The sequence below is a fragment of the Kribbella sindirgiensis genome, from assembly GCF_004331435.1.
Taxonomy (GTDB): Bacteria; Actinomycetota; Actinomycetes; order Propionibacteriales; family Kribbellaceae; genus Kribbella; species Kribbella sindirgiensis.
In genome coordinates this window covers 1-24,510 of the sequence record NZ_SJKA01000003.1, presented here as the reverse complement: position 1 = coordinate 24,510, position 24,510 = coordinate 1, and the positions used below count along the sequence as shown (strand labels likewise).

23 protein-coding genes are annotated in these 24,510 nt (G+C 69.7%); 12 read left to right on the top strand and 11 right to left on the bottom strand.

The genetic code is table 11. The annotated features are described in order from the left end of the window. The first annotated feature begins 44 nt into the window (after positions 1-44). From E0H50_RS08525 to E0H50_RS08515, 3 genes are all read left to right on the top strand, one after another. Positions 45-407 (top strand): GntR family transcriptional regulator, encoded by a 363-nt coding sequence (locus tag E0H50_RS08525; protein WP_238150844.1) that lies wholly within the window; start codon positions 45-47, stop codon positions 405-407. Between the two features lie 166 nt (positions 408-573). After that, positions 574-1,470 (top strand): ATP-binding cassette domain-containing protein, encoded by an 897-nt coding sequence (locus E0H50_RS08520; protein WP_131286090.1) that lies wholly within the window; start codon positions 574-576, stop codon positions 1,468-1,470. Continuing rightward, a complete protein-coding gene (locus E0H50_RS08515; protein WP_131286089.1) occupies positions 1,467-2,231 on the top strand; it encodes a hypothetical protein in 765 nt (254 codons plus the stop codon). Before E0H50_RS08520 ends, E0H50_RS08515 begins: the two co-directional genes overlap by 4 nt. Positions 2,232-2,637: 406 nt before the next feature. Here E0H50_RS08515 and E0H50_RS08510 read toward each other — a convergent pair whose 3' ends face one another. The 4 genes from E0H50_RS08510 to E0H50_RS08495 form a co-directional block, all read right to left on the bottom strand. Continuing rightward, on the bottom strand, positions 2,638-5,286 hold the full coding sequence (locus tag E0H50_RS08510) for a glucosidase family protein (protein WP_238150843.1): 2,649 nt from the start codon (positions 5,284-5,286) through the stop codon (positions 2,638-2,640). 44 nt (positions 5,287-5,330) lie between these two features. Continuing rightward, positions 5,331-6,335 (bottom strand): LacI family DNA-binding transcriptional regulator, encoded by a 1,005-nt coding sequence (locus E0H50_RS08505; protein ID WP_131286088.1) that lies wholly within the window; start codon positions 6,333-6,335, stop codon positions 5,331-5,333. Between the two features lie 129 nt (positions 6,336-6,464). Further along, entirely contained in the window at positions 6,465-7,103 is a 639-nt protein-coding gene (locus E0H50_RS08500) for an LLM class flavin-dependent oxidoreductase (protein WP_238150842.1), read from the bottom strand. A 109-nt stretch (positions 7,104-7,212) separates the two neighbouring features. After that, positions 7,213-7,953 carry an SDR family NAD(P)-dependent oxidoreductase gene (locus E0H50_RS08495; protein ID WP_131286087.1) on the bottom strand — a complete coding sequence of 247 codons (741 nt, stop codon included), beginning with the start codon at positions 7,951-7,953 and terminating at the stop codon, positions 7,213-7,215. A gap of 231 nt (positions 7,954-8,184) precedes the next feature. On the opposite strand from E0H50_RS08495, the gene E0H50_RS08490 reads away from it, so the two are divergent. From E0H50_RS08490 to E0H50_RS08475, 4 genes are read left to right on the top strand one after another with little or no spacing between them, the layout of a single operon-like run. Beyond that, positions 8,185-9,681 carry an AlkA N-terminal domain-containing protein gene (locus E0H50_RS08490; protein WP_272948493.1) on the top strand — a complete coding sequence of 499 codons (1,497 nt, stop codon included), beginning with the start codon at positions 8,185-8,187 and terminating at the stop codon, positions 9,679-9,681. A gap of 2 nt (positions 9,682-9,683) precedes the next feature. Then, positions 9,684-10,238, top strand: a complete 555-nt coding sequence (locus E0H50_RS08485; RefSeq protein WP_131286086.1) for a GNAT family N-acetyltransferase — start codon at positions 9,684-9,686, stop codon at positions 10,236-10,238. Further along, entirely contained in the window at positions 10,235-10,726 is a 492-nt protein-coding gene (locus E0H50_RS08480) for a methylated-DNA--[protein]-cysteine S-methyltransferase (protein ID WP_272948492.1), read from the top strand. Before E0H50_RS08485 ends, E0H50_RS08480 begins: the two co-directional genes overlap by 4 nt. Positions 10,727-10,753: 27 nt before the next feature. Beyond that, positions 10,754-11,302, top strand: a complete 549-nt coding sequence (locus tag E0H50_RS08475; RefSeq protein ID WP_131286084.1) for a YdeI/OmpD-associated family protein — start codon at positions 10,754-10,756, stop codon at positions 11,300-11,302. Positions 11,303-11,416: 114 nt separating this feature from the next. On the opposite strand, the gene E0H50_RS08470 is transcribed toward E0H50_RS08475, so the two are convergent. Then, positions 11,417-12,661, bottom strand: coding sequence for a cation:proton antiporter (locus E0H50_RS08470; protein WP_131286083.1), 1,245 nt, complete (start codon positions 12,659-12,661; stop codon positions 11,417-11,419). A 2-nt stretch (positions 12,662-12,663) separates the two neighbouring features. Further along, on the bottom strand, positions 12,664-13,143 hold the full coding sequence (locus tag E0H50_RS08465) for a cation:proton antiporter regulatory subunit (RefSeq protein WP_131286082.1): 480 nt from the start codon (positions 13,141-13,143) through the stop codon (positions 12,664-12,666). Positions 13,144-13,271: 128 nt separating this feature from the next. On the opposite strand from E0H50_RS08465, the gene E0H50_RS08460 reads away from it, so the two are divergent. From E0H50_RS08460 to E0H50_RS08450, 3 genes are all read left to right on the top strand, one after another. Beyond that, positions 13,272-13,814: a PadR family transcriptional regulator gene (locus E0H50_RS08460; RefSeq protein ID WP_131286081.1), complete on the top strand. Its 543-nt coding sequence runs from the start codon at positions 13,272-13,274 to the stop codon at positions 13,812-13,814. Then, positions 13,811-15,817 carry an NADPH-dependent 2,4-dienoyl-CoA reductase gene (locus E0H50_RS08455; RefSeq protein ID WP_131286080.1) on the top strand — a complete coding sequence of 669 codons (2,007 nt, stop codon included), beginning with the start codon at positions 13,811-13,813 and terminating at the stop codon, positions 15,815-15,817. Before E0H50_RS08460 ends, E0H50_RS08455 begins: the two co-directional genes overlap by 4 nt. A 208-nt stretch (positions 15,818-16,025) precedes the next feature. Beyond that, positions 16,026-17,258, top strand: a complete 1,233-nt coding sequence (locus tag E0H50_RS08450; protein WP_131286079.1) for an FAD-dependent monooxygenase — start codon at positions 16,026-16,028, stop codon at positions 17,256-17,258. Here the strand turns inward: E0H50_RS08450 and E0H50_RS08445 are convergent. The 5 genes from E0H50_RS08445 to E0H50_RS08425 all read right to left on the bottom strand — a co-directional run bounded on the left by E0H50_RS08445 (position 17,208) and on the right by E0H50_RS08425 (position 22,436). After that, a complete protein-coding gene (locus tag E0H50_RS08445; RefSeq protein WP_131286078.1) occupies positions 17,208-17,798 on the bottom strand; it encodes a TIGR03086 family metal-binding protein in 591 nt (196 codons plus the stop codon). The two genes, E0H50_RS08450 and E0H50_RS08445, sit on opposite strands and share 51 nt — an antisense overlap. Before the next feature lie 137 nt (positions 17,799-17,935). Beyond that, complete coding sequence (locus E0H50_RS08440) at positions 17,936-18,526, bottom strand: HhH-GPD-type base excision DNA repair protein (RefSeq protein ID WP_131286077.1); 591 nt, start codon at positions 18,524-18,526, stop codon at positions 17,936-17,938. A 22-nt stretch (positions 18,527-18,548) separates the two neighbouring features. Then, the gene (locus tag E0H50_RS08435) at positions 18,549-20,639 is read right to left on the bottom strand and encodes an iron ABC transporter permease (RefSeq protein WP_131286076.1); all 2,091 of its coding nucleotides are present in this window, start codon (positions 20,637-20,639) and stop codon (positions 18,549-18,551) included. Continuing rightward, a complete protein-coding gene (locus tag E0H50_RS08430; protein ID WP_131286075.1) occupies positions 20,636-21,610 on the bottom strand; it encodes an ABC transporter substrate-binding protein in 975 nt (324 codons plus the stop codon). The genes E0H50_RS08435 and E0H50_RS08430 overlap by 4 nt, the downstream gene beginning before the upstream one ends. A 10-nt stretch (positions 21,611-21,620) precedes the next feature. Then, the gene (locus E0H50_RS08425; RefSeq protein ID WP_131286074.1) at positions 21,621-22,436 is read right to left on the bottom strand and encodes an ABC transporter ATP-binding protein; all 816 of its coding nucleotides are present in this window, start codon (positions 22,434-22,436) and stop codon (positions 21,621-21,623) included. Between the two features lie 94 nt (positions 22,437-22,530). Between E0H50_RS08425 and E0H50_RS08420 the strand changes: the two genes are divergently transcribed. Then, on the top strand, positions 22,531-23,430 hold the full coding sequence (locus E0H50_RS08420) for a GntR family transcriptional regulator (protein WP_131286073.1): 900 nt from the start codon (positions 22,531-22,533) through the stop codon (positions 23,428-23,430). A gap of 27 nt (positions 23,431-23,457) precedes the next feature. After that, positions 23,458-24,333, top strand: coding sequence for a hypothetical protein (locus E0H50_RS08415; protein ID WP_238150841.1), 876 nt, complete (start codon positions 23,458-23,460; stop codon positions 24,331-24,333). Positions 24,334-24,510: the final 177 nt, after the last annotated feature.

The following is a 24,510-nucleotide window of genomic DNA, read 5'->3' as shown; positions in this document are numbered from 1 at the left end:
GCTATGGTTCGTTACTCAGGTAACGAACCAAGGAAGGGGGTGGGATGGTGTTCGACGACCGAAGCCCGATCTACCTGCAGATCGCCGAGCAGATCAAGAACGACATCGTGACCGGCGCGCTGGCCGAGGACGAGCAGGTGATGTCGACCAACCAGTACGCCGCCTTCTACCGGATCAACCCGGCCACCGCGGCCAAGGGATTCGCCCAGTTGGTCGACGACGGCGTCCTCTACAAGAAGCGCGGGATCGGCATGTTCGTCGCGCCGAACGCCCGCGACCTGCTCCGCACCGGCCGCCGCGACTCGTTCTTCGCCGACGTCGTCGACCCGATGATCCGCGAGGCCAAGGCGATCGGCATCCCCCTGAAAGACATCCTCCAGCACATTCGTTCTTGGGGCGGGGACTGATGGCCTCTCGCCTACTGCGCGGCACTCGGCACGGCGCCTCGCCGCACTGGAGCAAAGGCCACGATGAAACCACATCGAGGCCTTCACTCCAGCACGCCGAGCCACCGCACCGAGCACCTGCTCGCTACGGCGAGAGTCCACCAGACCCCACCCACGGAGAAGCCTGATGACCGCCGCCCTGACTGTGAGGACCGAGGATCTTTCGGTTCGGTTCGCCGGTGTGCCTGCGCTGGATCGGCTCGATCTGCGGCTCGCGCCGGGGAAGATCCACGGGCTGCTCGGCCGGAACGGGTCGGGTAAGAGCACGCTCGCCGCGACGCTGGCCGGTTTCCGGCGGCCTGACGAAGGGCGGGTGCTGATCGAGGGCGGCGACCTCGGCGCGGCGCAGGAGCCGTACGAGAACGCGGTCGTGACGAGCCGGGTGTGCCTGATCCGCGAGGCCGGTGACCGTCCGGACGCCGTCCCCGTGAAGTACGCGGTCGGGCTCGCCGCGGCGCTGCGCCCGTACTGGGACGCCGACCTCGCCGGCGACCTCCTGGACCGCTTCGAGGTCCCGCTGAACAAGAAGATCCAGAAGCTCTCCCGCGGTAAGAAGTCCGCGCTCGGCGTCGTCCTCGGCCTCGCCAGCCGCGCCCCGCTGACGATCTTCGACGAGAGCTACCTGGGGATGGACGTCCCGTCCCGGAACCTCTTCTACGACATGCTGCTCGCCGACTACGCCGAGGTGCCGCGCACGATCGTGCTGTCCACTCATCTGGTGAGTGAGGTGAGCGCGATGCTCGAGGAGGTCGTGATCCTCGACCAGGGCCGCCTCGTCACCCAGTCCCCGGTGGACGCGCTCCGCGGCCGTGGCGCCTCGATCGTCGGTCCGGCCGCGGCTGTCGACGAGTTCACCGCCGGCTTCACGGTGCTCGCGGAGGAGCGTCTCGGCGGCACCAAGTCGACCACGGTCCTCGGCGACCTCGACCCGGCGCTACTCGCGCAGGCGACCGCTGCCGGTCTGGAGATCGGTCCGGTCGGCCTGCAGGATCTCTTCGTCCACCTCACGGGGGTCAAGTCATGAGTACGGCGGTCCAGACCAGGGCGCTGCCCCGTGGAGTCACCGACTGGCATCGGCTCAAGCATGTGCTGTGGTCGCTGCTGATCGGTCTCCGGCCGATGCTGCTCGGGTACTGGGCGGTGATGGTCGTCGCGCTGTTCCTGATCGGGGTCGTGTTCCAGCTCCTGTCCAACGGCGTCACCACCAGCGCGTGGGACTACGGAACCCAGTCGCCGAAGTACTTCTCGATGGCCCTCGGCATCACCGTCACCCCGGCGTACTTCGCGCTGCTGATCTCCCAGGGCATCACCCGGCGGATGTTTTCAGTTGCCGCAGGCATCTATCTCGCGGGCGCGGCGGCGGCCACCTCGCTGGTGTGGGTGCTGGTCTACCAGGTGGAACACCTGCTGTACGCCTGGCAGGACTGGCCGGACAAACTGACCAACCCGCACCTGTTCACGAGTACGTCGCAGGTCGATCTGGTGTTCGCGGAGTTCTTCCTGATGATCGTCGCCCACGAGGTGACGGGCTGGCTGCTCGGCATCACGTTCGTCCGGTTCGGTGTCTGGCGCGGCATCCTGCTGCTGCCGCTCGCTCTCGTGCCCGCGGTGGCGGCCGAGTTCCTGCTCGTCGCGCAGTGGCTCGCGGACGCGCTGAGCAACATCGGCTACCACCGTCCACCACTCGCGGTCGCCGTACCCACCGTTCTTGTGGTCAGCGTGCTCGGCGTGTACACCGGGTACCGGCTCCTGCACCCGATGGCAGTCAAACCGCCCAAGGGTTGAGGGGTTATGCACAGGGGGTGTGCATAACCTGGACGGTTTCTGTGGATGGTTGCGGTAACACTGTGGACGACCGAAACTGTTGCCTGGAAAGGGTTGTGCCGGGCCTGCCGACAGCGGTAGAAATGTCGACACGCTGCTTCGATCGGAGCGGCGGGTCGAACGGAAACCGAGGGCCCTCGCGGTGGGGATCCCCACCGAGGTAGACCGGTGACGGGGTCTGCCGGCCTCCACGGACCCGTATCGGGAAGCTGGAGACGTCACCTTCCTTCAGCTGTGCGGGCCCCTCCGACTCATACTCGGAGGGGCCCGCCTTCTCGTTTCACCAAGACTGCGCAGTACCGAATTCCGGGCATGACGAACCGGCCGGTGCGCGGAACGGTTGCGCACCGGCCGGGGGGTCCTCAGGTCACTTGAGAGTGATCGTCAGTGACGTCCGCGCACCGCGCGCCGCCACCTGGACCTCTGTTCCACGACTCGTGGTCACGAGCTTGTACTGCGCTGCGTGACCGTCGATCGTCACGCTGTGCACCTGGGCACCGGTCGGCAGTACGGCGCCGACCGTGAGCGCCGCGCCGACGCCCTTCGCGGTGACCTCGGTCGACAACGCCTTACCTGTAAGGCGAGCCGACACGTCGACCGATCCGCGACCGACCCGGATGTTGCTACCGGCCACCTTCTGCTGGCCTTCCGGGAGCTGCGGTACGACGGCGATCCGCCTGTGTCCCAGATCGGGATCGACGCCGAGTTGCTGGTGCACCACCGGCCAGAGGATGCCGTACGCGCCCCAGGCCTGCAGCGTCATCGAGCGGTCGTAGAACGGCCGGCCGATGTTCGCGGGGGAGTCCGGCGACGGAGCGATCTCCGGCATCGCACCGGGTGTCTCCCAGACGGACGGGTCGAGCTGGATGCGGGCGTTGGCGGTGGTGTACCGCTGCTGCTGCATGGTTCCCAGCCGTCCGAAGTTGCCCTCCGCAACGGCCATGATCGACGTGTTCAGACCGAACATGGCGCGCTCGCTCTGGACCGTCGACACCACCGAGTCACACGAGTCGCCACGGTTGCCGCCCCCGGCGGATGTCGGGCCGGTACCGGTGTGGTACAGGCCGAATTCCCCTGTGTAGCAAGAGGTTTCGCGTTGGTCCAGCGCGGTCTTCGCGTGCTCGGCCGACGCCAGCGGCGAGGTCTGGCCCGGACGGGTAAGAACCGCTTCCATCGGCGTGACGCCGATCCAGTGCCGCTGGAAGATCGGCGTGTTGTCGTTCGCCGGGTTGGCCGGGTCGTCGACCGAGTCGGCGTACCCCTTCGCGGCCGGGACCCACCACTGTGCCTCGAACTTGGACTCGAGGTCTCCTGCGCGGCCGGTCGCCCACTGCTGCACCTTCGTGTCGTGCTTGGACGCGGCGAGGTCGGCGAGGTCGCGCAGCCCGCGGGCGAGGTACACGGTGCTGTCGAGTTTCTCGACGCCCATCCCCGCGCGCTCGACGTTTGCCAGACCTTCGGGCCAGCCGTCGCTGTCCTTGTCGAGGGTCTTGTAGATGTACTGCAGGTTCCGGACGCTGAAGTCGTACATCTCGTCGCGGAACTTGTTGTCACCCGTCCAGCGCCACAGCAGTGCGACCGTACTCGGGAACTTCACCGTCTCGTCGGTGTTGCCCGCGCTCTGGTTCGAGCCGAAGTACACGTCGCCGGTCGGCGTCACCTCGTGCGCGACCTTGCCGCTGCGGTTGTTCAGCAGATCGCTGACATCGCGAAGAGCCCGCAGGTGTTCCTTCACGGTGTCGAACTGGCCGGCGGCGACGGCGGCGAACGCCGTGTACTCGCCGTCCGTCGCGAACAGCCACGGATAGTCCGGGAAGCCGGCGCCGAACCAGCGGGCGGTCGGGACCGTCCCGACCGGTGCCGGGTAGTCCTTGCCTTCGTTCACGTCCCGGATCTGCAGGTTGCGCGCCTCCTGGACGGAGTCCGCGAGGTTCTGCTTGCTCCACTCGACGCTCTGCTGCAGCAGACGGTCACCAGGAAGGTCCACTGCGGACTGCGCGTCGACCTGTTGCCGCGCGGCGGTCTTTGCCCGCAGCAACTTGTCCGGGTTGCTCAGCGCCTTGCCGTACTCGCGTTCCGCGGCCCGGCTGCCCTGGTCGGATCCGGCCACGGCGAACCAGATCGTCTTCGACTGACCGGCCGCCAGCGGTACGTCGTACGTGAGCCGGCCGCCGGTGCCCTTCCCGACGAGCGAGTCGTCGCAGCGCGCAGGCGTCGTACCGTCGGCCGGGCACATCACCGGCGGGCTCTGCGGTCCGCGGTGGTCCGCGCCGAGCTGGTGACCCGTCGGACGCAGGGACGATCCGACGAACGCGGCGTAGTCGTGCGCGGTCGCGTTCGGGTATGCCGGGGTGCCCTGCTCGCGGAAGCGGAGCGCGCCGTCACTGAAGTCGCCCGTGTCGGGCAGGTTCGCCTCGGCGGCGGTCGGTTTCGTCCAGCCCCACGGGTACGGCTGCATCAGCTCCGAGTGCGCGTCGACGTCGAGCTTGACCGTCCTCGCCGTACTCGAGCTGAGGGTGAGCCCGACGAGCGTCGCGCGGATGCCGTCGGGGACGAAGTCGGTACGCCGGACGTTCACGGCGCCGCCGTAGTCGATCCGGCTGTAGCCGTGGCCGCTGGTGTACTTCGCGGCGGGCACTTGCTTGCCGAGCCAGTTCCCGTCGAGGCCGAACCAGATGCCGTCGAGGAGTTTGATCGGCTGCGACCAGAAGCCGCCCATCTCACCGCGGATGTGCCACCCGGCGGCCGGGTAGAGGCCCGACTCGTCACCCATGGCGTAGGCGCGGTCGCCGACGACGAGCGAACGACGATCGGTGAGTCGGGTGGTCTCGGACAGCTCGGACGCACCGGACGCGGCGACCGGAGAGGAGGCGGTCGCCGAGGCGCCGGTGGTCGAGGGGCCGGCGAGGGCGGACGCGGCGCCGGCGAGCAGGGTCGCGGTGGTCAGCAGGACGACGCCGGCGGTCCGGCGTACCGGTCTGCGGGCGGTTCTTCGGTTGGTGGGATAGGGAGTCATGGCGGTTCCTCCTTCTCGCGGCGCCCGGGGAGAAGCGCCGAAAATCAGCCAGGGGCCGAGCTGCCCCTGATCACCAGTTCTGGTTGCAGCAGACGTTCGACCGGGCTTCCGTTGGCGGCGCCGGTCAGGATCGTGATCAGCTCTTCGGCGATCTGGTCCATCGGCTGCCGGAGGCTGGTCAGGCCGGGGGAGACGACCTCGGCGAGCGGGGAGTCGTCGAACCCGGTGACGCCGACGTCGTGGCCGGGGGCCAGGCCGCGGCGGGTGAGTTCGCGGAGCGCGCCGAGCGCGAGAATGTCGCTCAGGGCAACGATCCCGTCGACGGTGCGGCCGCCGTCGAGCAGCCGCGCGGTGGCGCGGGCGCCCTCCTCGATACTGTCCTCGCGACACCGGACAGCCAGCCCGGCGATCGGCAGGCCGAGGTCCTTGCACGCGTCGCGCCAGCCGCCGACCCGGTCCTCACCCAGCCCGGACGATTTCGGCCAGCCCAGGAAGGCGATCCGGCGGCGGCCGCTCGCGTACAGGTGCCGGACCGCCATCGCGGAACCGGCCGCGCCGTCGACGTCCACCCACGCGCCGGGCTGCGTGGTCTGCTTCCACACCCGGCCGAAGCTGACGAACGGGATGTCCTGTTCCTTCAGCCAGCCGTGCCGCGGGTCGTGTGTCTCGGTCTGCGACAGAACGAACCCGTCGACCATCCGGCGGGCATGCAGGTCGTCGTACGTCGGCATCCCGTCGACGCCGCCCGGTGCGGTGAAGAGCAGGATGTGCCGGCCGGTGCGTTCGGCCGCGGCGCAGAGGGCGTGCAGGAACTGGTCCATCACCAGGTGCGTCTGGTTGGGCCAGCTGGGCACGCAGTACCCGATCAGCTCGACGGCGCTGGTGCGCAGACTGCGGGCGTTACGATTGGGCCGGTAGTTGAGCAGCTCGATGGAGCGGTTCACCCGTTTGAGCGTGTCCGCACGCAGGCGGTGCGGGGCGTTCAAAGCGTTCGACACCGTCTGCACGGAGACCTCGGCGTGGGCGGCGACCTGCTTCAAAGTAGCCACAGCGACCTCCCACGGACGTTTTGAACGTTAAAAACAATCCGCAGTCTCTCCCGAGGCTGCCGCGCTGTCAACGGGTCAGAGCTGGATCGGTCGCGCGCCGCTCGGCCTCGGAGCCGGTCAGGTTGCGGGTCAGGTCGGCGGGCCTTGGCGGACGATCGCCAGCGTGTCCTCGAGCGGCATCGGCGCGATCCACCGACCCCACCACGCCGCACCCGCCTCCGCGAACGCCCCCGGATCTCCGCCACTGACCTTCACGTCGAGGTCCCGCTCGGCAAGCAGCCCGCGGACGTCGTCCGGTGTGATCTGCTGCGGTGCGTCCGTACTGCCTTTGTAGGCACACGATCCGTCCCACCGGAGGATCCGCCGACGGACGGCCGGCACGAGAAAGTTGCCTCCTACCCAGATCGGGATCCGCGGCGCCTGCACCGGCCGAGCCGTCAGCTGGACGTTGTCGAGCGAGTAGTGCTTGCCGCTGAAGGTCACGGGCCGGCCCGTCCACAGTTCGTCGATGATCGCGAGCCCTTCGTCGAGCATCTCCGCGAGCACCCGCGGGGTGCGGTTCTCCAGGAACGGATCGCCCGGGTCCCCGATCCCGACGCCGAGGATCATCCGCCCGCCGGACAGATGATCCAGCGCCACCGCCTCCGCCGCGACCTTCCACGGCCGGCGGCGGGGCAGTGGCGTGACGGTCGTCCCGATCCGGATCCGCTCGGTCGCCATCGCCATACCGGCCAGACAGATCCACGGATCGTACGTCGGCTGGGTCACCTCGCCTCCTGGGGGTTATCCCCTGAGCCGGTGGGTTGCCCACTGAGAATCTGAGGGGGCAAGGCACCAACTCGAGGGATAACCCCTCAGACGCCTGGGCGCGCTCGGGTCAGGCGGTGTGGCCGCCGTCGATGGTGAGGGCGGTGCCGGTGATGTAGGTGGCGTTCGGGCCGGCCAGGTAGGTGATGGCGGCCGCTACCTCGGCGGTCGTGCCGAAGCGGGGGAGGGACAGGTTGGTGATTTGGGCGGCGGCGAAGGGGCCGTCGGCCGGGTTCATGTCGGTGTCGATCGGGCCGGGGTGGACGACGTTGGACGTGATGCCGCGCGATCCGAGTTCGCGGGCGAGGCTCTGGCTCAGGCCGGTCATCGCGGACTTGCTCATCGCGTACAGCGTCATCCCCGGCCCGGGCACCCGCCCGGTCACGCAGCTGCCGAGGTGGATCATCCGGCCGCCGTCGGACAGTTCCGGTACGGCGGCCTGCGCGGCGGCGTAGGCCCCGCGGACGTTGACCGCGATCACCCGGTCGACGTCCTCCAGCGACAGTTCGCCGATCGGAGCGATCGCGCCGACGCCGGCGTTGTTGACCAGGATGTCCAACCCACCAAGGGCTTCCGCGGCCCGGCGTACGCCGTCACCGACCGCCACCGCATCGCCCGAGTCGACCGCGTACGCGAACCCGCGCCGCCCCAGTGCCTCGATCTCCTTCACCACCGACGCCGCGGCGTCCGCGGACGAGTTGTAGGTGATCGCGACGTCCGCGCCACCCTCCGCCAGGGCGACCGCGGTCGCCGCGCCGATCCCGCGGCTGCCGCCGGTCACCAGTACCTTCTTGCCAAGCAGTTCGTTCATGCTTCAAGTTCATCGGCGCGACGGCGGCGAAGCTGGCGAGAATCCGCCACCGGTTCCTCCCGTCGCATTTCCGCGACCCCGCCCCTGTCCACCCCAAAGCACAGCCGGATCCGGGGGCGTTGAACAGGCACTGGTGGCGTTGCACCGGGAATAACCTGTGCGACGCCACCGGTGAGGGTGCACCGGCCGGTGCCGCTCACCTCCATGTCGCAAATTCGCTAGGAACTGTCGGTGGCGGCAGGGATGCTGGAGGGCGTGTACGAGTGCAGGGAGCGATGTGTCCGGGCGGTGCAGTCCAAGGACGCGCGGTTCGACGGGTGGTTCTTCACGGCGGTCCTGACCACCAAGATCTACTGCCGGCCTAGTTGTCCGGTGGTGCCGCCGAAGGTCGAGAACATGCGGTTCTACCCGAGCGCCGCGGCCGCCCAGCAGGCCGGGTTCCGCGCCTGCAAACGGTGCCGTCCCGATGCGAGCCCGGGCTCCCCCGAGTGGAACGACCGCGCCGACCTGGTCGCCCGGGCGATGCGCCTGATCGCGGACGGCGTCGTCGACCGCGACGGCGTACCGGGGCTGGCCGGCCAGCTCGGGTACAGCGTCCGCCAGGTGCAACGCCAGCTCCAGGCCGTGCTAGGCGCTGGGCCGCTCGCGCTCGCCCGGGCGCAACGAGCGCAGACCGCGCGGCTGCTGATCGAGACGAGTGAGCTGCAGATGGCGGACGTGGCGTTCGCTGCCGGCTTCTCCAGCGTGCGGACCTTCAACGAAACCGTGCAGGAGGTCTTCGCGCTCGCGCCGACGGAGCTGCGCCGCCGAGCCCGTCGAGGTACGACGTCCACCGCGCCCGGCACGATCTCGCTCCGGCTCCCGTTCCGCGCCCCGTTGACGCCCGACAACCTGTTCGGTCACCTGATCGCCACCGGCGTACCAGGCGTCGAGGAGTGGCGCGACGGCCACTACCGCCGCACTCTGCGGCTCCCGCACGGCCACGGTGTCGTCGCCCTGCGGCCGATGCCGGACCACATCGCCTGCCAACTCTCGCTCACCGACCAGCGCGACCTCGCGATCGCGATCAGCCGTTGCCGCCGGATGCTCGACCTCGACGCGGACCCGGTCGCGGTCGACGACCTGCTCGGCGCCGATCCGGTGCTCGCTCCGCTGATCGCGAAGGCACCCGGCCGCCGGGTCCCGCACACGGTCGACGGCGAGGAGTTCGCCATCCGCGCGGTGCTCGGCCAGCAGGTGTCGACCGCGGCGGCGCGGACGCACGCGCATCGCCTGGTACTGCAGCACGGCGAGCCGATCGAGGACGCGGCCGGTGGGCTCACACATCTGTTCCCGACGATGCAGGCGCTCGCCGAGCTCGACCCGGAGACGCTGGCGTTCCCGAAGTCCCGCCGTACGACGCTCACCACGCTGATCGCGACGCTCGCCGCGGGGGAGATCGATCTGGGCGCCGGCGCCGACTGGGACCGCGCGCGGGAGCAGCTGGCCACGCTGCCCGGCATCGGGCCGTGGACCGTGGAGTCGATCGCGATGCGCGCGCTCGGCGACCCGGACGCCTTCGTGGCCAGCGATCTCGGTATCCGGTACGCCGCCCGTGACCTAGGCTTGCCCGAGGCCCCCAAACTCCTGACCGACCACGCCCGCGCGTGGCGGCCTTGGCGTGCGTACGCCGTGCAGTACCTGTGGGCCACCGGCGACCATGCGATCAACAAGATCCCCACGGAGTGACGATGACCGAACTGACCACCGACCGGCTGCTGCTGCGCAACTGGCGCGACTCCGACCGGGAGCCGTTCGCCGCGCTGAACGCGGATCCGGCCGTGATGGAGCACTTCCCGGCGCCGCAGACGCGGGAGCAGAGCGACGGGCTGATCGACCGGAGCATTCCGATGATCGACGAGCGCGGCTGGGGACTGTGGGCGGTGGAGGTACGGGACACCGGTGAGTTCATCGGGTTCACCGGGCTGTCGGTGCCGAGTTTCGAGGCGCACTTCATGCCGGCCGTGGAGATCGGCTGGCGGCTCGCGAAGGGGGCCTGGGGCAACGGTTACGCGACCGAGGCGGCCCGGGCGGCGCTAGCGCACGGGTTCGGTCCGGGCGGACTGGACGAGATCGTGTCGTTCACCGCCACGCCGAACGTGCCGTCGCAGCGCGTCATGCAGCGGATCGGCATGGTGCACGACGAGCCCGGTGACTTCGACCATCCCCGGATCGCGGACGGCCACCGGCTGCAGCGGCACGTGCTCTACCGGATCGATCGCGCGCAATGGGAGTCCACCCGGTGACGTACGCCGTCGTCGACAGCCCGCTCGGTCCGCTCACCCTGGTGGGCACCGATGCGGGCGAGTTGACGGGGCTGTACATGGACCGGCAGCGCTACCGCCCGGAGCAGGCGGGATTCGGTGAGCGCGACGACTCGGCCTTTCCTTCGGTCGCCGTGCAGTTGGACGAGTACTTTCATCACGGCCGCACGAGCTTCGAGGTGCGGCTGCGGCTTGCCGGTACGCCGTTCCAGCGGGAGGTCTGGTCTGCGCTGCAGGACATCCCGTTCGGGACGACCACGACGTACGGCGGTCTTGCGGAGGTGCTCGGGTTGAAGCCGGGATCGGCGCGGGCGGTTGGGCTCGCGAACGGGAAGAACCCGGTGAGCATCATCGTGCCGTGCCATCGGTTGGTGGGCTCTACCGGGAACCTGACCGGGTACGGCGGTGGGATCGAGCGGAAGCGGGCGCTGCTCGATCATGAACGGGGAGAAAAACTGCTCATTGGGTGAGCACTTATTCGGCGCATGCTGGTGGGCATGGAGAGCTTGAGCTGTGCGGATGTGAGCGAGTGGCGGGGCTGGCTGGAGGCCAACGGGCGGACCGAGCGGTCGGTCTGGTTGGTGGTGCATCGGGAGCGGGACGGGCTCAATCTGGCGGCTGCGGTGGAGCATGCGCTGTGTTTCGGGTGGATCGACAGTAAGACGGTTCGGCGGGACGAGCGGACGACGTACCAGTGCTTCACGCCTCGGAATCCGCGGAGTACCTGGAGCAAGGTGAACCGCGAGCGGGTCGAGCGGCTGACGGCGGCGGGGTTGATGAGGCCGGCCGGGGCGGAGCTGGTGGCGCACGCGCGGAGCACCGGGACGTGGGATCTGCTGGCTGACGCGCAGAACCTGATCGTTCCGCCCGACCTGCGGGCCGCGCTGGCGGCCGACCCGCGGGCGGACGAGAACTTCCGCGCCTTCCCGCCCTCGGCCCGCCGAACGATCCTCGAATGGATCACCCTCGCCAAACGCCCTGAGACACGCGAACGCCGAATCGCCGCGACGGTCACACACGCCGCCAACGGCAACCGCGCTCGCTGACGGGCGGACGCCCAGCACTCACCAATCACCGGTTTGCGAGCCGGACCACGCTCAGACCCGGCCGCAATCGGGGCTCAAGCGGCGATTGGTGAGTGCTGGAGGTCCGCCAACTGCTCAGGTAGTGGGCGACGACGGCGCCGTGGCTGTGTCGTCGAGGCGCTCGGCAGCCGGCTCAACCGGACCAGGCGGCGAGGCCGGCCCGTGTGGCTTGCGGGTGAGGCGGCGGGCCAGGGGCTCGGTGTAGCGGGCGGCGATCGGGCCGAGGATGACGAGGATCAGCACGTACGCCGTGGCCAGCGGACCGAGCTTCGGTTCGACGCCGACCGCGAGGCCGGCGATGACGATCGAGAACTCGCCCCGCGCGACCAGCGTCCCGCCAGCACGCCAGCGACCCGCGGTCGAGATGCCGGCGCGCCGAGCGGCGTACCAGCCGGTGGCGATCTTGGTGAGCGTGGTCAGCACCGCCAGCCCGAAAGCGATCGCCAGCACCGGCGGGATCTTCGCCGGATCCGTGCTCAACCCGAAGAACACGAAGAACACCGCCGCGAACAGGTCACGCAGCGGACTGAGCAGATTACGAGCACCGTGCGCGACCTCACCCGACAACGCGATGCCGACCAGGAACGCGCCGACCGCCGCCGACACCTGTAGCTGCTGCGCGATCCCCGCGACGAGCAGCGTGAGACCGAGGACGACGAGCAGCAGCATCTCCGGGTTGTCCGAGGAGACGGCCCGGCTGATGACCCGCCCGTACCGGAGCGCGATGAACAGCACCACGCTCACCGTGCCCAGTGAGATGAGGAGCGTCACGCTCCCGCCGGCCAGCCCGACGCCGGCGAGCAGCGCGGTGAGGATCGGCAGGTAGACCGCCATCGACAGGTCCTCGAGTACCAGGATCCCCAGGATCACCGGCGTTTCCCGATTACCCAGCCGGCCGAGATCCCCGACGACCTTCGCGATCACGCCGGACGACGAGATCCAGGTGACGCCGGCCAGTGCGACCGCCGCGACCGGGCCCCAACCGAGCAGCAACGCGACCGCAGCGCCGGGCAACGCGTTGAGCAGGAAGTCGACCGCCCCGGAGACGTACTGCGTCTTGAGCGTGCCGACGAGATCGGACGCGGTGTACTCGAGCCCGAGCAGCAACAGCAGCAGGATCACGCCGATCTCGGCGCCGGTCGCGACGAACTCCTCACTCGCTGCCAACGGCAACAACCCGCCGTGCCCGAACGCGAGACCGGCCAGTAGATAAAGGGGAATCGGCGAGAAGCCGAGCCGGCCGGCGATCCGGCCGAGGATGCCGAGGGCAAGGATGACCGCGCCCAGCTCGATCAGCAGGGCGGTGATGTTCTCGTGCATCCTCAGCCCCCGGCGATCAGGTCGGCCACGGCGTCGACGCCCTCACGGGTGCCGACCACGACCAGCGTGTCGCCGATCGCGAACCGGAAGTCCGGCGTCGGCGACGGGGTCGCCCCGGTACGCCGCAGGACCGCGACGATCGAGGCTCCGGTCCGGCTGCGGGCCTGGGTGTCGCCGAGTGTCCGGCCGGAGTACGGCGACTTGGCGGTGACCGGGATGTGCTCCGTGACCAGGTCGATCTCGATCTCGCCGCGGACCGGGTCGAGCGGCTCGGGGATCAGCAGTTGCGCGAGCGCCGCCGCCTCGCTCTGGCCTAACGGGACGCTGGCCTGGCACTCGTCGTCGTCCTCGGGATTGTGGAACCCGAGGAACCGCCGGCCGTCGTTGTGCACCACCACCGAGACATGCTTGCCGGCATCGGTGACCAGGTCGTACCGGACCCCGATCCCGGGCAACGTCGTCTTGGTCGGGTGCTGGTTCATGAATGCTCCGATCAATAGATGGCGTCTGCAACCATTCTCTCAAATCCGGCCAAGCTTGTTCGGACAAGTGGTGTGACCTGGGATGCAATCAGGTGCAGTGCAACGAGTTGCATAGGTAGCCTCGGGGCATGGCGCTGGAGCACGCGATTCTGGTTTCGCTGACCGAGCGGGCCGGGTCCGGGTACGAACTGGCCCGGCGGTTCGACCGGTCGATCGGGTACTTCTGGCCGGCCACCCACCAGCAGATCTACCGGGTGCTGCGGCGGATGGACGAGGCGGGCTGGGTGAAGCACACCGAGATCGCCCAGGACGGCCGCCCGGACAAGAAGGTGTATCGGGTCGCGGCGGCCGGGCGTGCGGAGCTGTCACGCTGGCTGGCCGAGCCGGAGGATCCCGCCGTACTGCGGGACGGCCTGGGAGTGAAGCTCCGCGGCGCCTCGCTGGGCTCGGTCGACCTCGTGCTCAAGGAGATCGAGCGGCACCGGGCCGAGCACGCGACGCGCCTCGAGGTGTACCACGGGATCCAGCAGCGGGACTTCCCGAAACCGTCCGGCCTGCGCGGCCGCGAACTGCACCAGTACCTCGTACTGCGCGGCGGCATCCGCGCTGAGGAATCCTTCGTCGCCTGGTGCGACGAAGTGATCGAAGCCCTCCGGAAGGACAACCGATGACTGCCTATCCGCACCTGCTGGAGCCGCTCGATCTCGGCCATGTCGTGTTGCCGAACCGGGTCATCATGGGGTCGATGCACACCGGGCTCGAGGATCGGTTGAGCGATCTGCCCAAGCTGGCGGCGTACTTCGCGGAGCGTGCGCGCGGCGGCGTCGGCCTGATGGTGACCGGCGGCTACGCCCCCAACCGCACCGGCTGGCTGACACCCTTCGGGTCGCGGCTGACCAACCGCAGGCAGGCGCGCAAGCACCGGCTGCTCACCGATGCCGTGCACGCCGAGGGCGGCCGGATCGCGCTCCAGATCCTGCACGCCGGCCGGTACTCGTACCACCCGTTCAGCGTCTCGGCCTCCGCCCTGAAGGCCCCGATCAACCCCTTCAAGCCGCGCGCCCTGTCCGACCGCGGCGTCCGCCGGCAGATCCAGGCGTACGTCGACTGCGCGGCGCTCGCCCGCGAGGCCGGGTACGACGGCGTCGAGATCATGGGGTCCGAGGGGTACTTCATCAACCAGTTCCTGTCCGGGCGGACCAACAAGCGGACCGACCGCTGGGGCGGCAGCCCGGAGAACCGGCGCCGGCTCGCGGTGGAGATCGTCCGGCGGACCCGGGAACGCGTCGGCGACGACTTCCTGATCATCTACCGGCTGTCGATGGCCGACCTGGTCGAGGGCGGGCAGACCTGGGACGACGTGGTTGCGCTGGGCAAAGAGATCGAGGCCGCCGGGGCGTCGATCATCAACACCGGGATCGGCTGGCACGAGGCGCGGGTGCCGACGATCGTCACGTCGGTGCCGCGCGCCGCGTTCACGAGCGTGACCGCGGCGTTCAGGCCGCACGTGAAGATCCCGGTCGTCACCTCGAATCGCATCAACCTGCCGCAGGTCGCGGAGGAGGTCCTCGCGCGCGGTGACGCGGACCTGGTCAGCATGGCGCGCCCGTTCCTGGCCGACCCGGAGTGGGTGCTCAAGGCAACGACCGATCGGGCCGACGAGATCAACGTCTGCATCGCCTGTAACCAGGCGTGTCTGGATCATGTGTTCGCGAAGAAGAAGGCGAGCTGCATGGTCAATCCGCGGGCGGCCCGGGAGACCGAGTTGCAGTTGCTGCCGACCCGGCGTACCAAGAACATCGCTGTCGTCGGCGCTGGGCCGGCCGGGCTGGCGGCGGCGGTGACGGCGGCCGAGCGCGGGCATCGCGTCGAGCTGTTCGAGGCGGACGCGGAGATCGGCGGACAGTTCGGGATCGCCCAGCAGATTCCCGGCAAGGAGGAGTTCGCCGAGACGATCAGGTACTACCGGCGGCGGCTCGAGCTGGCCGGCGTCAAGCTGCACCTCGGCCGCCGCGCCGGCGCCGACGACCTGGCGAGCTTCGATGAGATCGTCCTCGCGACCGGCGTCGTCCCGCGGGTGCCCGCGATCCCCGGCATCGATCACCCCAAGGTGCTCTCGTATGTCGAGGTCGTCCGTGAGCGGAAACCGGTCGGGGACACGGTCGCGGTGATCGGCGCGGGTGGGATTGGGGTGGATGTCAGCGAGTTCCTGACCACCACGACGCCGGATCTCGCCGCGTGGAAGGCGGAGTGGGGTGTCGGTGATCCGACGCAGCTCCCGGGTGCGCTCGCCGTACCGCAGCCGGAGCCGTCGCCGCGCAAGGTGTATCTGCTGCAGCGCAAGGCCGGGAAGATCGGCGCCGGGCTCGGGAAGACGACCGGGTGGGTGCACCGGGCCGCGTTGAAGAACAAGCAGGTCGAGCAGTTGCGCGGGGTGAACTACGAACGCATCGACGACGAAGGCCTGCATGTCACGTTCGGCCCGAAGCGGGAGAAGGCGCGAGTGCTGGCAGTCGACAACGTGGTGATCTGCGCCGGCCAGGAACCGCTCCGCGACTTGGCCGACGCCCTGCCTGGACGCTCGGTCCACCTGATCGGCGGCGCCGACGTCGCGGCGGAACTCGACGCGAAACGGGCCATCGAGCAGGCGACCCGGCTGGCCCTCACCCTCTGAGGCGGACCGCCACCACTCATCAACCGGCGCGCTGCGGCAGGCACCACGCTCAGCCCGGGTCAGGAACGGCCGACCGGCAGTGCTTGGTGAGTGGTGGCGGTCCGCCGCGCCTAGTGCACCTCACGCTGGTGCACTAGTGCGCGCTGGCATCATCCCTCTCGCCTAGTGCACTGTACGGCGTACGCGCACTAGTGAGAGGGAATGGGATATGAAGACTGTGCTGATTTCCGGTGGTGGGATCGCGGGGCCGGCGGTGGCGTTCTGGTTGCGGCGGTTCGGGTTCGCGCCGACGGTGGTCGAGATCGCGCCGGGGCCGCGGCCGGGTGGGCAAACCGTCGACCTGCGCGGGGTGTCGCGGGTGGTGGCCGAGCGGATGGGGCTGATGCCGGCCGTCGTCGAGCGGCAGCTGCACGAGCGCGGGCTCGCGTACGTGAAGGCTGACGGGCGGCAGGCCGCCGCGATGCCCGCGGAGCTGCTCGACGGGGCCGGGCCGGTCGCGGAGATCGAGATCCTGCGCGGCGATCTCGCCGAGATCTTGGTCGGCGCCACGAGCGAGGTGGAGTACCTGTACGGCGACTCGGTGGCCGAACTGACGCAGGACCCGAAGGGCGTCGACGTGACGTTCGCGAGCGGGATGCGGCGGCGGTTCGATCTCGTGATCGGCGCGGACGGGGTGCACTCCCGGGTCCGGCGGCTCGCGTTCGGACCGGAGGAGGAGTTCGTGCACCACCTCGGCGGCTACATGTCGTACTTCACGATCGATGCTCCGGAGGACCTGAAGCACTGGATGAAGATCCATACCGCTCCGGGCGGGCGCTGGGTCGGCCTGCGGCCGGATCACGATCCGCGGTACGCGAAGGCGCTGCTGAGTTTCCGGTCGCCGGTGCTCAGCTACGACCGGCGTGATGTCGAGGCGCAGAAGCGGCTGGTGCGGTCCCGGTTCGAGGGGCTCGGCTGGCACACCGCGCACATCCTGGACGGGTTGGACGCGGCCGACGACTTCTACGTCGACACCATCAGCCGGGTCGAGGTGCCGGAGTGGTCCCGCGGACGCGTCGCGCTGGTCGGTGACGCCGGGTACTGCGGTTCGCCGATGGCCGGCCACGGTACGGCGCTTTCACTCGTCGGCGCGTACGTCCTCGCGGGCGAGCTGGCCGCTGCGGAGGGCGATCACGTCCGCGCGTTCCCGGCGTACCAGGCCCGGATGCGGGCGTACGTCGAGCAGCGGATGGAGCTGCCGCCGGGCGGGGTCAAGATGGCGATGCCGATGAGCCGGTTCGGGATCGCCTACCGGGACCTCATGCTGCGGGTGATGACGTCGCGGCCGCTGGCCGGCGTACTGGCGAAGTCGGCCGTGGCCAACCCGGACGCGATCGACCTGCCCGCGTATTCAGTCGAGCGGGCTGACCCATTCCGGGTTGCGGCCGAGGAGGCCGAGTAGTTGGTCGAGGTCGGGGGCGGTGCCGGAGACCTTGACGCTGCGTTCGAACGCGTAGCCGGTGCCGCGGTTCGCGTCGGTGTCGGGGATGCGGCGCGCCAGGGTGAGTGCCAGGTCGACCATGTCGGGCGGCGGGTTGTACGGGACGTCGATCGCGCGGGCCAGGTCCCAGGCGTGCACGACGCAGTCGAGCTGGTGGAAGGTCAGCGCGATCCGGCGCGGGAACGAGCCGAACTCGCGGACCTCCACCAGCCGGTCCAGCGCGCCGCCGTCGGCGAACGCGTCCGCCACCCGCACGTTGGAGCGGCGGTAGGCGCCGGCCGGGTTGTCGCCGAGGCGGCCGCCGGTCCAGACGTGCACGGAGGCGGAGCCGTTCAGCGCGGCCGCGGCGAGACCCTCGTTCTGGCTGACGAGGTGGCGCATCAGCCCCCGCACCGTCCAGTCGGGGCACGGGGTGGGGAACCACAAGTGCTCGGGCCGTACCTGCATCACGACTTCCCCGAGAACTGCGCCGGCCCTACGATCCAGATCCCGGATGTCCATCCGCGTTCCTCCCGTCGGCTGCCCAGCCGAGCATAAGACGGGTACGCCGCCTCCCGCAGAAAACCCCGTGATTCACAAGGGACAACCCGCACGAAAAGCCCCGCCCTGCAACAGGTCGGGGGCAGGTGTCGCGGGAATCAGGCGCCGGCGGCTTGTTTCGCGGCTGCTTTGGCGGCTTTCTTGAAGTTGCGGACTTCGCCCAGCGAGGCGGCGTCCGTCACGTCCGCGATGGAGCGGCGGGACCCGCGATCGCCGTAGCTGCCCGCGGCCTCCCGCCAGCCCTTCGGAGCCACGCCGCGCTGCTTTCCGAGCAGGGCCAGGAAGATCTTCGCCTTCTGCTCACCGAACCCAGGCAGCGACTTCAGCCGCTTCAGCACCTCGGCCCCGTCCGGCTTCGGCCGGCCGGAGAGCCAGATGTTCTCGGTCTCACCGTCGTACTTCTCGATGATCTCCTGCGCGAGCGCGTGCACGCGGCGGGCCATCGACCCGCCGTACCGGTGGATCGCCGGCGGAGTGACGCAGAGTTCGACGAACGTCTCCAGGTCGGTCGCAGCGATCTTGTGCAGGTCGAACCCGTCCATCCGGTTCGCGATCTTCAGCGGACCCGAGAACGCGTGCTCCATCGGGTACTGCTGGTCGAGCAGCATGCCGACCAGCAGGGCGAACGGGTCGTCGTTGAGCAACTTGTCGGCATCCGGATTGCCGGTGAGGTGCAGTTCGCGCAGCATGCGCCCCATCTTGACACGGAGGTCAGCGCTCCGGCACCCGCGTTCGCCAGAGTAGATAGACGAAGTAGGGCGCGCCGATCAGGGCGGTGAGGAGGCCGGCGGGGATCTGGGCGGGGGCGAGGACGGTGCGGCCGAGGCTGTCCGCGGCGCTGACCAGGATCGCGCCGAGGAGCGCGGCGACGGGGAGGATCCGGGCGTGCCGTCCGCCGACCAGGGCGCGGGCCGCGTGCGGAGCGACCAGGCCGACGAAGCCGACCACGCCGATCGCGGACACGGCCGCTGCCGTCAGGAGTGCGGACGCTAGCAGTGCTAGCAGACGGATCCGCTCGAGTCGTACGCCGAGGATGCGCGGCACGTCGTCGTCCAGCGCGAGCAGATCGAGCTCCCGCCGTACATGCACGACGAACGGCGTGAGTACTAGCAGTGCTAGCGCGACAGGTGCGACCTGCGGGAGCGTCCGGCCGTAGGTGCTGCCCGAGAGCCAGGTCATCGCGAGGCTCAGGTTCCAGGGGTCGGTGGCGACGATCAGCAGCGTGATGATCGCGGTCGCGGCCGACGAGACGCCGACGCCGATCAGCACCAGCCGGTCGGAGCTGAGCCCACCGCGCCACGAGATCAGGTAGACGAGGCCGAACGTGACGACCGCGGCCGCCGCGGCGACCCCGGAGAGCAGCCAGATGCTTGCTGACGGCAACAGGATGAGGGTGGCGATGGCGCCGACCCCGGCGCCGCCGGTGATCCCGAGGATGCCGGGTTCGGCGAGCGGGTTGCGGCAGACGGCCTGCACTGTCGTACCTGCGATCGCGAGCGCGGCGCCGCACAGTACGGCGGAGACGACGCGCGGGAAGCGCTGGTCGAGGACGTAGGTGATCGCCCGTCCGGAGCGGCCGTTGATCCAGTTCGCGAGGTCGCCGGTGCGCAGGAACGCGTCGCCGGTGAGCATCGCGGTCAGCATGGCCGCGATCAGGAGAACGGCCAGTCCCGCGGCCACGAGCAGGAAGGTCCGGCGGCTGCGGAGTCCGCTGCCGGTTCCGGCGGGGGAGCGGCTCGGCCCGGAGTCGCGGTGCCGACGGGCCAGCCAGATCAGAACGACCGCACCGACCACCATCGTCATGATGCCGGTCGGGATCTCCACGCCGGCCTGACCGCCGAACGCGGCGCGCAGGACGACGTCCGACGTCAGTACGACGAGAACACCGGCGAGCCCGGACAGCGGGAGCAGGACGCGGTGCCGGAGCAGACCGGGGATGAGCGGGGCGAGCAGCCGGACCAGAACCGGAGCGACCAGGCCGACGAAACCGACCGGTCCCGCGACCGTGACGGCTGCCGCGGAGAGCAGCACGGTGACGAGCGTGATGAGTACGCGCGTCCGGCGTACGTTGACGCCGAGGACCGAGGCGGTGTCGTCGCCGAGGGTGAGGACGTCGAGGTTCGCGGCCAGGAGGAACGCGCCGACGATGCCGACGGCAACGACCGGGGCCATCTGGGTGACCGCGTTCAGATCGGTCTGGACGAGCGTGCCGGCGCCCCACGCGAAGGTGCCGACGGTTTCCTCGCGGAAGAGCAGCAGCATCAGCGTCGTCACGCCGCCCAACGCCATCGCCACCGCCGATCCCGCGAGGATCAGCCGCGTCGGCCCGGTCGCGCCGCCGGCGGACAACGCCAGTACCAGGCCTGCTGCCGCGAGCCCGCCGACGAACGCGACCGCGCCGGCCGGCACCACCGGCAACGACACCCCGAACGCCGCCACCACCACGACGGCCAGGTAGGCGCCGGCGTTCACCCCCAACGTGTCCGGCGAGGCCAGCGGGTTCCGGGCCAGCGACTGCAGCCCGGCCCCCGCGACCCCCAACGCGACACCGACGAGCACCCCTGCCAGCAACCGCGGCAGCCGAGAGGCCACCAGGACGTTCGCCGCGTTGTCGGTCGCCTGCCCGAACACCAGCCGCACCAGGTCGCCTGCGCCGACCGATGAGGTCCCCTGAGTCAGGTGCACAGCAGCGAGGACAACGATGGCGACGCACGCGAGCGCGAAGACGCCGGCGACCCGAATCCTGCGTACCGGCTGCCGGAGGCTTTCGACCTCCGGCACCGGCGCCGTCAACTGGGTCAAGACGTGACTGCCTGCACTGCGGCGTCGATGAACTGCTCGGTGGACTTCGGGCCGCCGAACATCCAGATGCCGTCGGGCAGGCGGTGCACCTGGTTGGACTTCACGAACGGAAGGTTCTTCCAGATCGCGTTACCGGCCAGGTCGCCGCCGAAGACGTCGCCGCCGTCGTTCTTGTTGGCGATGTAGAGGAACGCGCCGTCGGGCAGCTTCGTCAGGCCCTCGAGGTCGGTCTGCGCGAGGCCGTAGTCCTTGTCGCCCGCTCCGGTCCAGCCGTTCTTCAGACCCAGTTCGGTTGTCACCGCGCCGAGCAGCGAACCGGTCGTGTACATCCGGATCGAGATCGTGCTGCCCTGCTTGTAGCCGTCGGCCATCGTGAAGCCGGTGCCCGCCTTGCCGGCGTCGGCGATCTTCTGCTTGCCGTCGGCAACCGCTCTGTCGAAGTCGGCGGTCAGTTGCTTGGCCTGCTCCGACTTGCCGACCGCCTGCCCGATCAGGTCCAGGTTGGTCTTCATCTGCGGGATCGCGTTCGCCGCGTCCGCGCCGCGGATCACCAGCACCGGCGCGATCTTCTCGAACTGCGCGATCGAGTTGGCCGCCTCGTCGGTGGTCGTGATCACCAGGTCCGGGCTGAGCGCGGCGATCGCGTCGACGCTGGACTCACCGCGGGTACCGACGTCCTTCACGGCCGTGTCCAGCTTGGCCGCGGTGACCCAGTTCGTGTAGCCCTTGGTGTCCGCGACCCCGACCGGCATCACGCCGAGCGAGATCAGGTTCTCGGCCGCGCCCCATTCCAGTGCGACCACCTTGGTGGCCGGCGCCTTCAGGTCGAGCTTCTTGTTCCGGCCGTCGGTCAGCGACACCGGCTGCGCGGCAGCCTCGCTGGTGTCGCTCGACGCGGCCGGTTCACTGGTACCGCAGGCCGTCAGGCCGAACAGGGCAGCAGCGATCAGGGCGATGGCGGTTCGTCTCATCAGGATGACCTCAGATAGTTGTGACGCGGGTCAGGTGTTTGCCGATCGGGCGGGTGCTGACCAGCCCGGTGGCCGGATCGGTGCCGACCTCGATGGTGATGCCGTACGTCGCGGTGAGCGCGTCGGCCTGCAGGACCTCTTCCGGTGTACCGGTCGCGCGAACCCGCCCCTGATCGAGCAGCGCGATCCGGTCCGCCACCGCGGCGGCCTGGTTCAGGTCGTGCAGGACGACGCCGACCGCGACCCCGTGCTCGTCGGCGAGTTCGCGCATCAGGTCGAGAATCTCGATCTGGTAGCGCAGGTCGAGGAACGTGGTCGGTTCGTCCAGCAGGAGTACGCCGGTGTTCTGCGCGAGGCACGTGGCGAGCCAGACCCGCTGCAGTTCGCCGCCGGAGAGTTCGTCGACGCCGCGCTCGGCCATCGCGGTGACCCCGGTGACGCTCATGGCGTGCTCGATCGCCCGCGGACCGTCCGCGTCGTCGTTGCGCCAGCGGCTGCGGTACGGATGCCGCCCGTACCCGACGACGTCGCGGACGCTGACGCCGTTCGGCGTCGGCCGGGACTGCGACAGCAACGTCACCTTGCGGGCGAACTCCTTCGCCGACAGGTCGAGCGCGTTACCGCCGCCGGGGAAGGTGATGCTCCCGGCGTCCGGGTGGTGCAGGCGGGCGAGGGCGCGCAGCAGCGTCGACTTCCCGCTGCCGTTCGGCCCGACGAGCGCGGTCACGCTCGCAGCCTCGATGTGCAGCGAGGCGCCGTCGACCACCTGGCGGCCGTGATACCCGAGCCGCAGGTCGTCGCCTGTCAGCCCTACCGATTCCTGCATGGCGCTGAGGATAGCCTTACCTTAACTGACGTGTCAGCAGCGGGTCTCGATCTGAGATAGTGCGCGTACGGCGTATGTGCACTAGGGTGGATCAATGTCCGAACCGCCGTACCAGGTGATCGCGGCCGAGTTGCGCCGGCGGATCGAGACCGGGGAACTGCTGCCGGGGGACCGGGTGCCGTCGACGCGGGCACTGGTCCGCGACTTCGGGGTGGCGATGGCGACCGCGACGAAGGCGTTGCAGGTGCTGCAAGGCGACCAGTTGGTGCACGCCGCGCCAGGGGTCGGGACCGTGGTGGGTCCGCCGCCGCGTTCCCGGCGTACGGCGGTCGCTCCTGATGGACTGCCGGACCTCAATCGCGACGAGGTCGTGCGGATGGGGATCGCGATCGCGGACGCCGAGGGGCTGGCGGTGTTGTCGATGCGGCGGATCGCGGCCGAGCTCGGGGTGTCGACGATGGCGCTCTACCGGTACGTCGGGGGCAAGGACGCGCTGGTCGTGCAGATGGTGGATACGGCGCTCGGCGAGTTTCCGCTCGGGGAGGTTCCGGCGCACTGGCGGGACGCGATGACGGCGGTGGCGCGGGTGCACTGGGCGGCGTACCGGCGGCATCTCTGGCTGGCGAGTGCGATCAGTCTCAGCCGGCCGCAGTTGGTGCCGCGGCTGCTGCCGCACACGGACGCGGTGCTGCGGGCGTTGCGCGGATTCGAGAAGGGTGCCGCGTTGTCGACGACGATCAGCCTGTTCGCGTACGTGCGCGGGATCGCGTTGGTGATGGAGTCCGAGGCACAGGCCGAGCAGGACACCGGGGTCACGGCCGACGAATGGGCCACCCGGCAGGGCGACCAACTGGCGGCGATGATCGCGACCGAGAACCTGACGGCTTTTCAGGAGTTGCTGGCCGACGACTTCGACTACGAGTACGACCTGGACCAGTTGTTCGAATTCGGGCTCGGGGTCTTCCTCGATGGGCTCGCCACGCGGCTACGCTGAGTGCTGACGACTTCTCCGGAGGTGGCGATGGAGCCTGTGTTCGCGCCGGGTGTGCCTGTTGGCGTGCGGCGGTTGTACGAGCACCGGCCGGAGTTGTTCGTGGCGGCCGATGCGCCGCGGCCGAAGCGGCAGACGTCGTGGTCGGTCGCGCCGGGCAACACGTTCGGGACGTTGCTGGTGTGGATCGCGGTGTGCGTCGGTGGGTGGATCCTGGCGCTGATCATCATGGCGGCGACGCTGCCGACCGCGGTGGCGGCATGGGGCGCGGTCGGACTCGCCGGGGTCGCGGCGCTCGCGACCGGCGGGGTCCTGGTGAAGTCGGCGGTCGAGGACCGCGGGCACAAGGCGGTCCGGATCCAGCACGGGAAGTACCTCCTCCCGGAGGACTTCGACGAGCCCGCCGCACGGATGCTCGGCCGGGCGCAGCGGGCCGTAAAAACGGTGCTTGAGGCAACAGTTACCCGGCGTGGTCTGCTGGACGACGTGCAGAACGAGCTCGTGCTGCCGGAGCAGTTGTGGGACATCGCGCAGGTCCTCCGCGAGCAGACCGTCCTGCGCGCCCGGCAGCAGGACGTCGCGCGCGGTATGGCGACCGCCGAGCTCGACGCCGTACTGGGACCGCAACGTCGCGCACTCGCGCTCTCGGTGGACGCGATCAAGCGCAAGGTGGATCTGCTGGACCGGTACGCGGACCGGGTCCGCTCCGCCGACGCCGCGCTGCGGGCCGAGGCGGCGCTGGACGACGGCGACCGCTACATCGAGCTCCTCGCCCGCACCGAACCTGTCGGCGACACGTCCGTCGTCCAGGGCTTCACCGACGAGGCCAGTGCCCTGAAGGACACCCTCACCCGCTCCATCAACGCCGCCCGAGACGCCGGCCGAACCCTCGCCCTACCCGAGTAGTCCCTCCCCAGCCGCATTTGCTGGGTTGGCCAGCCAAGTTGGTGGGTTGGCCAGCCAAGTTGGTGGGTCAGCCAGGGAAATGAGGGGTTCTGCACCCGGAACCGCGGTGCAGAACCCCGGAGTTGGTGGGTCAGCCAGGCAAATTGGTGGGTCAGCCAGGGAAGTGAGGGGTTCTGC